The following is a 14,523-nucleotide window of genomic DNA, read 5'->3' as shown; positions in this document are numbered from 1 at the left end:
GGCGTGGGTTTTTTATTTCCTGGCACATCAGTCGACGCTGAGGACGACGCGGCCCCTGGTAGGGCACTGCTCCATGCAGCGGTGGGCCTCGACGAACTGCTCGAAGGGAAAGACCTGCTTGATCTGCGCCTTGAGCAGCCGATCGCGGGTCAGCTGGTCGATGTGCTGCAGGGCTTCGCGCACCGCGGCGCAATCGGCCTCCAGGCCCATCTCCGGCTGGCCGGTGAAGTCCTGCACGCAGTGGATGTAGAGCTTGAATTTCTTCTTGAAAGCCGCGCAGGCCGGCAGCGGGGTCTGGTTGCCACCGTTGAGGCCGTAGAGCAGCAGCCGACCGCGGGGCGCCATGGCTTCGCCAAGCAGCGCCAATTGCGGACCGCCCAGGGCATCCAGGGCCACATGCACGCCAACGCTATCGGTGATGCTGGCGATGCGGCTGACCAGATCCTCTTCCTCGGCAGCGATGACCCGTTCCGCGCCCAACTCACGCAGATAGTCACGGTCCGCCGCGTCATGGGTACTGGCGATGACGCGGCCGCCCAGGGCCTTGGCCAGCTGGATGGACGCCGGTCCGCAGCAGCGGCTGGCATCGGTAATCAGTACCCATTCGCCGGCTTGCAGACGCGCTTGGTGCACCAGACCGGTATAGATGGTGAGCAGCGGGTTGTAGTGCACCGCGGCCTCCGCGGGCGAAAGCACATTGTCCGGATAGCGCACCAGGGAGGTGGCCGGATAGACCAGCTCGTCGCCATAGGCCGGATAGCGATTGATGTCGTGGCCGAGAAAGCTGGCCACCGGATCACCTATCGCCAGATCGGCGACACCCTCGCCCAGGGCGGTCACTACCCCGGCCAGTTCGCAGCCAAGACCCGCCGGCGGTATCGCCTGCTCGGGAGCTAGATTCTGCCGCCAGAGCACGTCGTACCAGCTCACACCGATGGCCTGGACCCGCACCAGCACCTCGCCAGGCCCGGCCACAGGCCTGGGCCGGTCGATGCAGGTGAGCACCTCCGGCGGGCCGAATTCGGTGAACTGGATCAGGCGGGACATGGCACTACCTCGCGTTGATGCCGACCCCGGAACGGTTGCCGAGGCGGACTGCTATGACTAGGACTCTAACCAGCCTTACCTTAGGATTCTATGCATCCCCATCGATAATGGACATCGGGGGTATCGATCCACTCCCTATCGGGGCCCGAATGAACCGTACCGATCTGCGCCGCGTCGACCTCAACCTGCTCATCGTGTTCGAGACCCTGATGCTCGAACGCAGCGTCACTCGTGCCGCGGAAAAGCTGTTTCTCGGCCAGCCGGCCATCAGCGCCGCCCTGGCGCGGCTACGTACGCTGTTCGACGATCCGCTGTTCGTGCGTACCGGGCGCAGCATGGAACCCACGCCGCGCGCGCAGGAGATCGCCGCCCTGCTGTCGCCGGCCCTGGACCAGATCTCCAGCGCGGTGAGCCGGACCCAGAGTTTCGAGCCGGCCAGCGCCGACCGGGTGTTTCGCGTCGGCCTGTCCGACGATGTCGAATTCGCCCTGCTCCCACCGCTGCTCAGAAGAATCCGCATCGAAGCGCCGGGGACGACCCTGGTGGTGCGGCGCATGAACTACCTGACCGCGGCTGGCATGCTGGCCTCCGGCGAGATCACCGTGGCGGTGGGCTACACCGAGGAACTGCCGGCCAATGCCAAACGCCGCCCGGTGCGTCGCTTCGGCTTCAAGGTCCTGCGCGCCGACAGCAAGCCCGGCCGCCTGACCCTGGACGAATACTGCGCCCGCCCCCATGCCCTGGTGTCCTACGCGGGCGACCTCACCGGCTATGTCGACGAGTTGCTGGACAAACTTGGCCGCCAGCGCCGGGTGGTGCTGGCGGTACCCCAGTTCAACGGCCTGGGATCGCTGCTGGCGGAAACCGACCTGCTGGTGATGGTGCCGGACTACACCGCGCGCCTGCTGGCCAGCACCGGCGGCCTCCGCTACGAGGACCCACCCGAGGAGCTGCGCGACGGCGGCCATGAACTGCCCATGGCCTGGAGCGGCGCCCAGGATCACGACCTCGGCGAACGCTGGCTGAGGTCACGCATCCAGATGTTCATTGGCGACCCGGACAGTCTCTAGGTCTGGTCAGCACCGCGTCTCTGGCTACCCTGGTTAGCCGGGCGACTGGGAATGATAGTTCCCTCGGCACCGTCCCTACCCCTGGCGCCCTGAACGCCGCCGGGCCCGGCGGCACCGCCCTGACCACCGCTACCACCCTTGCCCGGTATCACGCCGCTACCGCCTGCTCCACCCGCGCCGCCAGCACCGCCGTTACCGGCCACTAACAGGTGTTCAGATCGCGGGAGCGAGAATTCGGGCATAACCGGCTGGGCGGCGACCGCAGCGCTGGCCAGCAGAGCAGCGGCCACCACCAGCCCATGGATGGATCGAGACATCTTCATCCTCCTGCAGCAGATCTCGGCTGGAGCATCGAGACCGCCGCTGTTCGCATGGAAAAGACAGGACCTGGAGTCTTGCCAATCTAGCTCAGGACGAATGCCAAATTGAAGCGCTCAAGAACGCGGCTTTGCGCCGACCGCCATCACCGCCAGCGATACCTACGGCAAAACCATCACCGCCATCGATAAATAAGTTCGAGCCCTTCGATTCGTCGCCGACCTTGCCCGGCGGCAGACTCGCCTCCCTGACCTCTTTCCACCTCGGGCGGACTCGAACATGGACCTCTTCGCGAAAACCCTCGGCCCCCTGGCCCTGACCTCCACGCTACTGCTCGCCGCCTGTGGCGATTCCCATCCCCAGGCCAGCGCCGCGCCGCCCGCGCCCAAGGTGAGCGCCGCCGAGGTGCTACGCCAGCCGGTGGTGGAGTGGGACGAGGTGACTGGCCGGCTGGAAGCCCCGGAATCCGTGGTGGTCCGCCCCCGCGTGTCGGGCTATGTCGACCGCGTCTTCTTCCACGAGGGGACCCGGGTCAAGCGCGGCGATCTCTTGCTGCAGATCGACCCGCGGCCCTTCCAGGCCGAGGTCAAGCGCCTCGAAGCCGAACTGCAACAGGCCCGTGCCAGCGCCAGCCGCACCGCCGACGAAGCCGCCCGGGGCGAGCGCCTGCGCAGCAGCAACGCCATCTCCGCGGAAATCGTCGAGGCCCGTCGCAGCGCTGCCCAGGAAGCCAAGGCCAGCGTCGCCGCTGCCCAGGCGCAACTGGACGCCGCGCGCCTGAATCTGGGCTTCACCGAGGTACGCGCTGCCATCGACGGTCGCGTCGGACGTGCCGAGGTGACGGCCGGCAACCTGGTCAACGCCGGTGATACCCGCCTCACCACCCTGGTCTCCACCGACAAGGTCTATGCCTACTTCGACGCCGACGAGCGCGTCTTCCTCAAGCAGCAGACCCTCGCCCGCCAGGGTCAGCGCGGTGCCGCCAGCCCGGTCTACATGGCGCTGTCCGACGAGAACGACTTCTCCCACGAAGGCCACATGGACTTCATGGACAACCAGCTCGATCCGCGCACCGGCACCATCCACGGCCGCGCCGTGTTCGACAACGCCGACGGCCGCTTCACCCCGGGGCTCTATGCCCGGCTGCGCCTGGTGGGCAGCGGTACCTACGAAGGCACCCTGATCCAGGACGCCGCCGTGGGCACCGACCTGGGCAAGAAATTCGTGCTGGTGGTGGACGGCCAGAACAAGGCCGCCTATCGCACCATCGAACTGGGTCCGCGCCTGGAAGGCCTGCGCATCGTGCGCAAGGGGCTGGAAGCCGGCGATCGCATCGTGGTCAACGGCCTGCAACGGGTGCGTCCGGGCATGACCGTCGACGTCCAGTCGGTACCCATGGCCGATGCCACCACCCTGGCCGCCCTCAAGCGCCAGCGCGATGCGGTTTTGGCCAGCCTGCCGGCGCCCACCCAGCCACTCAAGGTGGGTAGTCGCTAGACCCCAGGCTCCACCCCGTCCCGTTTCAGACTTTCTCCCGTCCAGGCATCGCGGTATCGCGGTCATGGACCGCTCCTACGGTGGCTTCCGCGCCGGTAGGAGCGGCCCATGGCCGCGATGGCTGCGCCTCTGCACGCCTTTCGCTCAAGGACTGCTCCGATGAACTTCTCCCAGTTCTTCATCCGCCGGCCGATCTTCGCCGCCGTGCTCTCGCTGATCATCCTGATCGGCGGGGCCATCTCGCTGTTCCAGCTGCCGATCAGCGAATACCCCGAGGTGGTGCCGCCCACCGTGGTGGTGCGCGCCACCTTCCCCGGCGCCAACCCCAAGGTGATCGGCGAGACCGTGGCCGCGCCCCTGGAGCAGGCCATGAACGGCGTGGAGCACATGCTCTACCTGTCGTCCCAGTCCACCGCCGACGGCAAGCTGACCCTGACCATCACCTTTGCCCTGGGCACCAACCTGGATACCGCCCAGGTGCAGGTGCAGAACCGTGTCACCCGTACCCTGCCCAAGCTGCCGGAAGAGGTGCAGCGTCTCGGCGTGACCGCTGACAAGGCCTCGCCGGATCTGGCGATGGTGGTGCACCTGACCTCGCCGGACCAGCGCTACGACATGCTCTATCTGTCCAACTACGCCCTGATCAACGTCAAGGACGAGCTGGCGCGGCTGGACGGCGTGGGCGACGTCCAGCTGTTCGGCATGGGCGACTATTCCCTGCGCGTCTGGCTCGATCCGGACAAGGTCGCCTCGCGCGGCCTGACCGCCAGCGACGTGGTCGCCGCCATTCGCGAGCAGAACCGTCAGGTGGCGGCGGGCGCCCTCGGCGCGCCACCCGCGCCGGGCAGCACCAGTTTCCAGCTGGCCATCAACACCCAGGGTCGCCTGGTGGATGAGGAAGAATTCGCCAACATCATCGTGCGCGCCGGCAGCGACGGCCAGATCACCCGGCTGCGCGACATCGCCCGCATCGAACTGGGCTCCAACCAGTACGCCCTGAGATCCTTGCTGAACAATCAGCCGGCGGTGGCCATCCCGATCTTCCAGCGCCCCGGCAGCAACGCCATCGACCTGTCCAACCAGGTACGCGCCAAGATGGCCGAGCTCAAGCAGAGCTTCCCCCAGGGCATGGACTACGAGATCGTCTACGACCCGACCATCTTCGTGCGCGGCTCCATCGAGGCCGTGGTGCACACCCTGTTCGAAGCCATCATCCTGGTGGTGCTGGTGGTGATCCTGTTCCTGCAGACCTGGCGCGCCTCCATCATTCCCCTGGTGGCAGTGCCGGTGTCACTGATCGGCACCTTCGCGGTGATGCACGCCTTTGGCTTCTCGCTCAATGCGCTGTCGCTGTTCGGGCTGGTGCTGGCCATCGGCATCGTGGTGGATGACGCCATCGTGGTGGTGGAAAACGTCGAGCGAAACATCGGCCTGGGTCTGGAACCGGTGGCGGCCACCCGGCGCGCCATGAGTGAAGTGACCGGGCCCATCATCGCCACCGCCCTGGTGCTCTGCGCGGTGTTCGTGCCGACCGCCTTCATCTCGGGCCTCACCGGGCAGTTCTATCGGCAATTCGCCCTGACCATCGCCATTTCCACGGTGATCTCGGCCTTCAACTCCCTGACCCTGTCGCCGGCCTTGGCCGCGGTGCTGCTTAAGGCCCACGACGCGCCCAAGGACCGTTTCTCGCGGCTGCTCGACCGGTTGTTCGGCGGCTGGCTGTTCGCCCCCTTCAACCGCTTCTTCGAAAAGGCCAGCCACGGCTACGTCGGCGCCGTGCGCCGGGTGCTGCGCGGTAGCTCCATCGTGCTGGTGCTCTATGTGGTGCTGCTGGGCCTGACCGGTCTGGGCCTGGTGAAGACGCCGACCGGCTTCGTGCCACCCCAGGACAAGCAGTACCTGGTGGCCTTCGCCCAGTTGCCCGACGCCGCCACCCTGGATCGCAGCGAAGAGGTCATCCGCCGCATGTCGGCCATCGCCCTCAAGCACCCCGGCGTGGAAAGCACCGTGGCGTTCCCGGGCCTGTCCATTAACGGCTTCACCAACAGCCCCAACAGCGGCATCGTCTTCGTGACCCTGAAGCCCTTCGAGGAGCGCCGTGATCCCTCGCTGTCGGCCGGCGCCATCGCCGCCCAGCTGAACGGCGAATTCGCCGCCATCCAGGAATCCATCATCGCCATCTTCCCGCCACCGCCAGTGCAGGGACTGGGCAGCATCGGCGGCTTCCGCCTGCAGGTGGAAGACCGCGGCAACCTGGGTTACGAGGAGCTCTACGCCCAGACCCAGAGCGTGCTGGCCAAAGCCCGGCAGCTGCCGGAACTGGCCCCGGAGTCGCTGTTCACCAGCTACCAGGTCAACGTGCCGCAGATCGATGCCCACATCGATCGCGAGAAGGCCAAGACCCTCGGGGTGCCCATCGACGCCATCTTCGACACCCTGCAGGCCTACCTGGGCTCGGTCTACGCCAACGACTTCAACCGTTTCGGTCGTACCTTCCAGGTCAACGTCCAGGCTGACCAGCGCTTCCGCCTGGAACCCGAGCAGATCGGCCAGCTCAAGGTGCGCAACGACCGCGGCGAGATGGTGCCCCTGTCCACCTTCGTCAAGATCAGCGATACCGCCGGCCCCGACCGGGTGATGCACTACAACGGCTTCCTCACCGCCGAGATCAACGGCGCGCCGGCCCCGGGCTACAGCTCCGGCCAGGCCCAGGCGGCCATCGAGCGGCTGCTCAAGCAGGAGCTGCCCAATGGCATGACCTTCGAGTGGACCGAGCTGACCTACCAGCAGATCCTTTCCGGCAATACCGCCCTGCTGGTGTTCCCGCTCTGCGTGCTCTTGGCCTTCCTAGTGCTGGCCGCCCAGTACGAGAGCTGGAGCCTGCCGCTGGCAGTGATCCTGATCGTGCCCATGACCCTGCTTTCGGCCATTACCGGGGTGCTCCTGGCCGGTAGCGACAACAACATCTTCACCCAGATCGGGCTGATCGTGCTGGTGGGCCTGGCGTGCAAGAACGCCATCCTCATCGTCGAGTTCGCCAAGGACCAGCAGGCCACCGGCAAGGACCGCGTCGCCGCGGTGCTGGAGGCCTGCCGCCTGCGCCTGAGACCCATCCTGATGACCAGCTTCGCCTTCATCATGGGCGTGGTGCCCCTGGTGACCTCCACCGGCGCCGGTGCCGAGATGCGCCATGCCATGGGTGTCGCGGTGTTCTCCGGGATGCTCGGGGTGACCTTCTTCGGGCTGCTGCTCACGCCGCTCTTCTATGTCCTGGTACGCGCCTTCGTGGAGCGTCGCCAGGCCCGATCCGCCCTTGCTCAGGAGGCCCAGGCATGAAGGTCTTCGCTCCCCTGCTGCTGGCGCTGGCGGTTTCCGCCTGCGCCGTCGGCCCGCACTACCAGGCGCCCGCACCCGCACCTGCGCAACTCAAGGCGAGCCAGCAGCCCAGCGTCTACGACCAGGGTCGTTTCGAGGGGCTCTGGTGGCGCCAGTTCGAGGACCCGACCCTCAACGCTCTGGTCGCCAGCAGCCTGGACGGCAACCGCCAGTTGCGCGCCGCCTTCGCCCGGCTACGCGCGGCCCGCGCCTTGCGGGACGACGATGCCAACGACCTCTATCCGACGGTCACCAGTCGCGCCAGCAGCCAGCTGGGCAAGGCCCAGCAGCCCGGGCTGACCGAGCAGCGAGTCAACAGCGAGCGCTATGACCTGGGCCTGGACATGGCCTGGGAGCTGGACCTGTTCGGTCGCGTCCGCCATACCCTGGAAGCCAGCGATGCCCGCGCGGAAGCCGCAGCCTCGGATCTTGCCGGACTGCAGGTCAGCCTGATCGCCGAACTGGTGGACGCCTATGGCGACCTGCGCGGCGCCCAGCTGCGCGAACGCATCGCCCGCGACAACCTGGGCAACCAGCGCGAGGCGCGCCGCCTGACCGTGACCCTCAGAGACGAGGGCATGGGCAGCGACCTGGACGTGCAGCGCAGCGAAGCGCGCCTGGCCGCCACCGAAGCCAGCCTGCCGGAATTCCAGGCCCAGGCCAGCCGTGCGCGCAACCGCATCGCCACCCTGCTCGGCCAACGCCCGGATGCCCTGAGCGTGGACCTCTCACCCAAGGCCCTGCCGGCCATCGCCAAGCGTCTGCCCATCGGCGATCCCGGTGCCCTGCTACGCCGGCGCCCGGACGTGGCCGCCGCCGAACGCCGCCTGGCTGCCGCCACCGCCGACGTCGGGGTGGCCACCGCCGACCTCTTCCCGCGGGTCAGTCTCTCCGGCTTTCTCGGCTTCACCGCCGGGCGTGGCTCGCAGATCGGCAGCAGTGCCGCCCGCGCCTGGGGTCTGGGACCGAGCATCAGCTGGGCGGCCTTCGACCTGGGCAGCGTGCGCGCCCGCTTGCGCGGCGCCCGTGCCGGCTCCGACGAGGCCCTGGCCAACTACGAGCAGCAGGTGCTGACCGCCCTGGAAGAGAGCGCCAATGCCTTCAGCGACTACGGGCGACGCCAGGAGCGCCTGCAGGCGCTGATCCGCCAGTCGGTGGCCAGTCGCGCCGCCGCCGACCAGGCCGAGATCCGCTACCGCGAAGGCGGCACCGACTTCCTGGTGCTGCTCGATGCCCAGCGCGAACGCCTGGCCGCCGAGGACCAGCAGGCTCAAGGCGAGATCGAGCTCTATCGCGGCATCGTCGCCCTCTACAAGGCCCTGGGGGGTGGCTGGGAGGTCCAACCGGCCCGCCTCGCCCAAGGCCAAGCTTCCCCCGCGCCGGCGCTCTGACCGCTGGCGCTTACCCCCGGCACGCGTGTTCTCTTGCTCCTTTGGCGTGTCGGGTTTTTTCTTCCCTGTTCCGGCGCTTTGTCCCACCGAAGCGCCGGGTACGTCCTCTCCTTGCCAACCTGAGCAAAAGCCCGTTCCAGAGGTCTCAGTGAGACCCGAACGGCGGTTGCCAGGTGGTTGAATCCTCTGCTGGACGCTGCCGGCCTGTTTCCTAATATTTTGTAAGGGAGACAGGGCTAGGATTTTGTGGTCTCTCTTTTATTATCACCTTAGGTTATTAAACCTTCGGTTCTTGTACGAAACTCGAAGATCGATTCCTCCACCTCTCGCCGTCTTGGCGATCTCTGCGTGGACGGATCGAATGCCGCTCGAGGTCTCGAGGGAGCCCCATCTATCCACCGCCGTGAGGCGCTCAGCTAAAGGATGCAGGCATGGTATTGGCGCTGATCATCGCGTTGCCCTTTCTAGGAACACTGCTGTCGCTGGCGACTGATCGCTTCGGGCGGCGTGCCTGTGCCCTGGGTACCGCCATAGCGCCTGCCGTGGCCCTGGCCCTGCTGGCCACGCAATTGCCGGCCGTGCTCGACGGCGCCGTGCTGCTGCAGCGACTGGACTGGCTGCCGGCCCTGGGCCTGAACCTCAGCCTGCGCCTGGACGGCCTGGGCCTGATGTTCGCCCTGATGATCCTGGTCATGGGCCTGCTGGTGATCCTCTATGCCACCTATTACCTGGGCAAGGACGAGTCGGTCGGCCGCTTCTTCGCCTACCTGCTGCTGTTCATGGGCGCCATGCTGGGCGTGGTACTGGCGGAAAACCTGCTGCTACTGATGGTGTTCTGGGAGCTGACCAGCCTGTCGTCCTTTCTGCTGATCGGCTTCTGGAGCCACAGCAAGGAAGCCCGCCAGGGCGCGCGCATGGCCCTGACCGTCACAGGCGGCGGCGGTCTCGCGCTGCTCGCCGGCGTCCTGCTGATCGGCCATATCGTCGGCAGCTTCGAGTTGACCGACGTGCTCGCCGCCGGCCCGCTGATCACCGGCCATGCCCTCTATCCACTGGCGCTGATCCTGGTGCTGCTGGGTGTCTTCACCAAGTCCGCCCAATTTCCCTTCCACTTCTGGCTACCCCAGGCCATGGCCGCGCCGACGCCGGTCTCGGCCTATCTGCACTCGGCGACCATGGTCAAGGCCGGGGTCTTTCTCCTGGCGCGCCTCTATCCGGCGCTGGCCGATTCGGAGTGGTGGTTCTACATCGTCACCCTCACCGGGCTCACCACCCTGGTGGTGGGCGCCATCCTGGCGCTGTTCCAGCATGACCTCAAAGGCCTGCTGGCCTATTCCACGATCAGTCACCTGGGCCTGATCACCCTGCTGTTCGGCCTCGACACCCAGCTGTCCACCGTGGCGGCGGTGTTCCACATCCTCAACCACGCGACCTTCAAGGCCTCGCTGTTCATGGCTGCCGGCATCATCGACCACGAAACCGGCAGCCGCGACATGCGCCGCCTCGCCGGGCTCGGTCGCTACATGCCGCATACGGCGGCGCTGGCCATGGTCGCCGCCGCCGCCATGGGCGGCGTGCCGCTGCTCAACGGCTTCCTGAGCAAGGAGATGTTCTTCAACGAGACCCTTCATCACGGCCTGTTCGGCAGCTTCAGCTGGATCGTGCCGGCGGTGGCGGTGCTCTATGGCGTCTTCTCGGTCGCCTACTCACTGCGCTTCATCCACGACGTCTTCTTCAATGGCGAGCCGCGCGACCTGCCCCACTATCCGCCCCATGAGCCACCGCGCTACATGAAGATCCCGGTGGAGATCCTGGTGTTGCTGTGCCTGCTGGTAGGCGTGGTGCCGGGCTATACCGTGGCGCCGCTGCTGGCCGCCAGCGCCAGCGCCGCCCTGGGCGGCAGCCTGCCAGAGTACAGCCTGGCCATCTGGCACGGCTTCAATACCGCCCTGAAGATGAGCATCCTGGCGATGATCGGCGGGGTGCTGGTCTACGCCTTCCGCCAGCCGCTGTTCCGCTGGCAAGAGGGCCTGCCCGACATCGACGCCCGCCAGGTCTTCGAGCACGCCATGAATCGTCTGGTCGGCTTCGCCCAGCGCCTGACCCTCTGCCTGGAAAGCGGGTCGCTGCAGCGCTACATCACCCTGATGCTGCTGGCGACGCTCGTGCTGCTGGTGGCGGCGCTGTCGGGCCTGGACAGCCTCACCGGCCCCGTGGCCCTGGCGCCCTTCGATCCGCTCACCGCCCTGGGCCTGGGCATCCTGATGCTGACCGCGGTGCTGACGGTGTATTTCCACCGCAACCGGCTCAAGGCACTCATGGCCCTGAGCACCGTGGGCCTGATCGTCGCCCTGCTGTTCGCCCGCTATTCGGCACCGGACCTGGCACTGACGCAGCTGTCGGTGGAAGTGGTGACCGTCATCCTGCTGGTGCTGGCGCTGTTCTTCATGCCGGATCGCACGCCCATCGAGTCCAGCAGCCTGCGCGGCCTGCGCGACGTGCTGCTGGCCAGTGGCCTGGGGCTGATGGTGGCGCTGCTGGCCTATGCCGTGCTGACCCGCCCCTATGAGCACATCGGCGACTTCTTCCTGGCCAACTCGGTGTCCGGCGGCGGTGGCTACAACGTGGTCAACGTCATCCTGGTGGACTTCCGCGGCTTCGATACCCTCGGCGAGGTGACCGTGCTGGCCATCGCCGCCGCCGGGATCTACGGTCTGCTCAAGCACCTGCACCTGCCGCATCCGCTGGTCGACCCCAAGGGCACCCCCTGGTCGCGCGACAGTCACCCGATGATCCTCAACAACGTGGCGCGGGTGCTGCTGCCCCTGGCCCTGCTGGTGTCGGCCTTCATCTTCGTACGCGGGCACAACCTGCCCGGTGGCGGTTTCATCGCCGGCCTGGTCACCGCCATCGCCCTGATCCTGCAGTACGTGGCCCATGGCGTGGCCTGGACCCAGCGCCGCCTGCCGATCAGCTACCACACCATCTGCGGTGTCGGGGTATTGATCGCCGCCCTCACCGGCCTGGGTTCGCTGGTCTTTGGTCGACCCTTCCTCACCACCGCCTTCGACTACTTCGCCATTCCGCTGATCGGCAAGACCGAACTGGCCACCGCCCTGATCTTCGACCTTGGCGTCTATCTGGCGGTAGTCGGCGCCACGCTGCTGATCCTTTCCAACCTGGGCCACGTCAGCCGCGACGAGACGGACACCGACGGATCCAGCCAGGAGGTGCTCTGACATGGAGATCCTGTTCTGCACGACCCTCGGGGTCCTCGTCGCCACCGGCGTCTACCTGCTGCTCAGAGCACGCCTCTATCCGGTGGTGCTGGGCCTCACCCTGCTCTCCTATGCGGTCAATCTCTTCCTGTTCGCCATGGGTCGGTTGCGCACCGGCGTGCCGGCGGTGATCGGCAAGGCCGCCGAGCATGCCGATCCGGTGCCCCAGGCGCTGGTGCTGACCGCCATCGTCATCGGCTTTGCCATGACCGCCTTCGTGGTGGCCCTGTCGCTGCGCGCCCTGGGCGAATTGCGCACCGACCACGTGGATGGCGAGGAGCCACGCCGATGAACCACCTGATCATCCTGCCCATCCTCGTCCCCTTGTTTACCGGCGGCTTCCTGCTGATGCGCCCACGGCTATCCGCCAGGGCCTCGCGCGGGCTGTCGCTGCTCGCCACCTGGGCCCTGCTGCCGCTGGCGGTGCTGCTCCTGCAGCGGGCCAGTAGCGGTCAGCTGGAGGTCTACGCCCTGGGCGACTGGGCGGCGCCCTTCGGCATCGTCCTGCTGCTGGATCGCCTGGCCGCGCTGATGCTGCTCACCGTGGCGGTGCTGGCCGCTGGCGCGGTGCTCTACGCCTGCCGCGGCGACGATGCTCGCGGCCCGGACTTCCATGCGCTGTTCCAGTTTCAGCTGCTGGGCATCAACGGCGCCTTCCTCACCGGCGACCTGTTCAATCTCTTCGTCTTCTTCGAGATCCTGCTGATCGCCTCCTATGCCCTGCTGGTGCACGGCGCCGGACCGGACCGGATACGCGCCGGCCTGCACTACGTGGTGCTCAACCTGGTGGGCTCGGCGCTGTTCCTGATCGGCATCGGCCTGCTCTACGGCCTGCTCGGCACCCTGAACATGGCCGACCTGGGCCTGAAGGTAGCTAGCGCCGACCCCGAGCGCGCGCCCCTGTTGGCCGCTGCGGGCTTCCTGCTGCTGGTGGTCTTTGGCCTCAAGGGCGCCATCCTGCCGCTGTACTTCTGGCTGCCCAGCGCCTATTCCACGGCCAGCGCGCCAGTCGCCGCGCTGTTCGCCATCATGACCAAGGTCGGACTCTACGCCATCGTCCGCGTCTTCCTACTGGTGTTCGGCGCCGCGGCTGGGCCGCTTGCGCACTATGTGCTGCCCTGGCTCTGGCCGCTGGCGGCGGTCACCCTGGCCGCCGGGGTGTTCGGCGCCCTGGCCGCCCATCACCTCAAGGCGCTGCTTGGCTATCTGGTGGTCATCTCGGTCGGCATGCTACTTACCGGCGTCGCCCTGGGCAGCGTCGCGGGCCTGGCCGCTGCCTTCTTCTACCTGGTGCACAGCACCTGGATCGCCGGCGCCCTGTTCCTGCTGGCCGACCTCATCGCTCAGCAGCGCGGCCTCCAGGGCGACATCCTCAAAAGCGGACCCGAGCTGCGTCATCCGCGTCTATTGGGCGGGTTGTTCTTTCTCGGCGCGGTCTCCGTCGCCGGGCTGCCGCCCTTCCCCGGCTTTCTCGGCAAGGTGATGCTCCTGCAGGCCACCGGTACCGCCTGGCCGGCGCTGATCATCTGGCCGGTGGTGCTGCTGGGTGGGCTGGGCATGATCATCGCCCTGTCCCGCGCCGGCACGACGCTGTTCTGGCGCGCCAACAACGTGGCCCTGGAGGTGCGCCTCGATCGCATCCAGCTCGCCGCGACCCTCGGCCTGCTGCTGGGCAGCCCCCTGCTGATGGCTGCGGCGGCTCCGCTGCATGGCTACGCCCTGGAAACCGCCCGGCAACTGCTGGATGTCTCCGCCTACTTCGACATCGTCCGGGAGGTTGGCCCATGAAACGCTGGCTACCGCACCCACTGCTCACCGGGCTGCTGACCCTGACCTGGCTGCTGCTCAACAACAGCCTGAGCCTGGGCCAGTTGCTGCTGGGCCTGCTGTTAGGCTGGGGGATCCCGCTGCTCTGCCGGGACTTCCTGCTCAGCGCCCCGCGCCTGCGGCGTCCTGGTCTGCTGCTGCGCTACATGCTGATGGTGGTATACGACATCGTCGTCGCCAACCTGCACGTCGCCCGCCTGGTGCTGGGCCGCCCCGAGGCGCTCCGGCCGGCCTTCATCGAGGTACCCATCGACATCGAGGACGAGTTCCTCCTCACCTTGCTGGCCTGCGTGGTTTCCCTTACCCCCGGCACCGTGTCCTCAGGCCTCAGCGGCGATCGCAAGACCCTGCTGCTGCACGGGCTGGACGTCGAGGACAAGGAGGCGATGATCCTCCAGGTCAAGACCCGCTATGAAGCCCCGCTCAAGGAGATCTTCGAATGCTCACCTACGTGACCCTGCTGTGCCTGGGGATGATGGGCATAGCCGCCGTGCTCAACGTCTATCGGCTGGTCAAGGGACCCGACATGCCTGATCGGGTGCTGGCGCTGGATACGCTCTATATCAACGTCCTGGCGATCATCATCCTGTTCGGGATCTGGCTGGCCACCGACGTCTTCTTCGAAGCGGCGCTGCTCATCGCCGTGACCGGCTTCGTCGGCACCGTGGCGCTGGGCAAGCATATGCTCCATGGCGAAATCATCGACTGACGTAGGAGCTA

Annotated in this window: 10 protein-coding genes; 9 read left to right on the top strand and 1 reads right to left on the bottom strand. The window is 67.0% G+C overall.

The genetic code is table 11. From position 1 onward, the window contains the following. Positions 1-27: 27 nt before the first annotated feature. Positions 28-1,047, bottom strand: coding sequence for a zinc-dependent alcohol dehydrogenase family protein (locus APT59_RS01205; RefSeq protein ID WP_059313188.1), 1,020 nt, complete (start codon positions 1,045-1,047; stop codon positions 28-30). Between the two features lie 149 nt (positions 1,048-1,196). On the opposite strand from APT59_RS01205, the gene APT59_RS01200 reads away from it, so the two are divergent. From APT59_RS01200 to APT59_RS01155, 9 genes are all read left to right on the top strand, one after another. Then, on the top strand, positions 1,197-2,117 hold the full coding sequence (locus tag APT59_RS01200; protein ID WP_059313187.1) for a LysR family transcriptional regulator: 921 nt from the start codon (positions 1,197-1,199) through the stop codon (positions 2,115-2,117). A 597-nt stretch (positions 2,118-2,714) separates the two neighbouring features. After that, a complete protein-coding gene (locus APT59_RS01190) occupies positions 2,715-3,932 on the top strand; it encodes an efflux RND transporter periplasmic adaptor subunit (protein WP_059313185.1) in 1,218 nt (405 codons plus the stop codon). Between the two features lie 159 nt (positions 3,933-4,091). Further along, entirely contained in the window at positions 4,092-7,268 is a 3,177-nt protein-coding gene (locus APT59_RS01185) for an efflux RND transporter permease subunit (protein WP_059313184.1), read from the top strand. Continuing rightward, the gene (locus APT59_RS01180) at positions 7,265-8,698 is read left to right on the top strand and encodes an efflux transporter outer membrane subunit (RefSeq protein ID WP_059313183.1); all 1,434 of its coding nucleotides are present in this window, start codon (positions 7,265-7,267) and stop codon (positions 8,696-8,698) included. Before APT59_RS01185 ends, APT59_RS01180 begins: the two co-directional genes overlap by 4 nt. A gap of 431 nt (positions 8,699-9,129) precedes the next feature. Further along, positions 9,130-11,937, top strand: coding sequence for a monovalent cation/H+ antiporter subunit A (locus APT59_RS01175; RefSeq protein ID WP_059313182.1), 2,808 nt, complete (start codon positions 9,130-9,132; stop codon positions 11,935-11,937). A 1-nt stretch (position 11,938) separates the two neighbouring features. Further along, complete coding sequence (locus APT59_RS01170) at positions 11,939-12,268, top strand: Na+/H+ antiporter subunit C (protein ID WP_058791729.1); 330 nt, start codon at positions 11,939-11,941, stop codon at positions 12,266-12,268. Then, positions 12,265-13,764: a monovalent cation/H+ antiporter subunit D gene (locus APT59_RS01165; RefSeq protein WP_059313181.1), complete on the top strand. Its 1,500-nt coding sequence runs from the start codon at positions 12,265-12,267 to the stop codon at positions 13,762-13,764. Before APT59_RS01170 ends, APT59_RS01165 begins: the two co-directional genes overlap by 4 nt. Beyond that, positions 13,761-14,258: a Na+/H+ antiporter subunit E gene (locus tag APT59_RS01160; protein WP_059313180.1), complete on the top strand. Its 498-nt coding sequence runs from the start codon at positions 13,761-13,763 to the stop codon at positions 14,256-14,258. The genes APT59_RS01165 and APT59_RS01160 overlap by 4 nt, the downstream gene beginning before the upstream one ends. Then, entirely contained in the window at positions 14,243-14,512 is a 270-nt protein-coding gene (locus tag APT59_RS01155; protein WP_059313179.1) for a K+/H+ antiporter subunit F, read from the top strand. Before APT59_RS01160 ends, APT59_RS01155 begins: the two co-directional genes overlap by 16 nt. Positions 14,513-14,523: the final 11 nt, after the last annotated feature.

Source organism: Pseudomonas oryzihabitans (assembly GCF_001518815.1).
In the GTDB taxonomy this organism is placed as follows: domain Bacteria; phylum Pseudomonadota; class Gammaproteobacteria; order Pseudomonadales; family Pseudomonadaceae; genus Chryseomonas; species Chryseomonas oryzihabitans_E.
This window is presented reverse-complemented; position numbering and strand designations above follow the sequence as displayed.

Excerpts from the sequence above, each read along its gene's own strand:
- APT59_RS01160 (WP_059313180.1), top strand. The coding sequence starts at position 13,761 with ATGAAACGCTGGCTACCGCACCCACTGCTCACCGGGCTGCTGACCCTG.
- APT59_RS01170 (WP_058791729.1), top strand. The coding sequence starts at position 11,939 with ATGGAGATCCTGTTCTGCACGACCCTCGGGGTCCTCGTCGCCACCGGC.
- APT59_RS01180 (WP_059313183.1), top strand. The coding sequence starts at position 7,265 with ATGAAGGTCTTCGCTCCCCTGCTGCTGGCGCTGGCGGTTTCCGCCTGC.
- APT59_RS01200 (WP_059313187.1), top strand. The coding sequence starts at position 1,197 with ATGAACCGTACCGATCTGCGCCGCGTCGACCTCAACCTGCTCATCGTG.
- APT59_RS01175 (WP_059313182.1), top strand. The coding sequence starts at position 9,130 with ATGGTATTGGCGCTGATCATCGCGTTGCCCTTTCTAGGAACACTGCTG.
- APT59_RS01205 (WP_059313188.1), bottom strand. The coding sequence starts at position 1,047 with ATGTCCCGCCTGATCCAGTTCACCGAATTCGGCCCGCCGGAGGTGCTC.
- APT59_RS01165 (WP_059313181.1), top strand. The coding sequence starts at position 12,265 with ATGAACCACCTGATCATCCTGCCCATCCTCGTCCCCTTGTTTACCGGC.
- APT59_RS01155 (WP_059313179.1), top strand. The coding sequence starts at position 14,243 with ATGCTCACCTACGTGACCCTGCTGTGCCTGGGGATGATGGGCATAGCC.
- APT59_RS01185 (WP_059313184.1), top strand. The coding sequence starts at position 4,092 with ATGAACTTCTCCCAGTTCTTCATCCGCCGGCCGATCTTCGCCGCCGTG.
- APT59_RS01190 (WP_059313185.1), top strand. The coding sequence starts at position 2,715 with ATGGACCTCTTCGCGAAAACCCTCGGCCCCCTGGCCCTGACCTCCACG.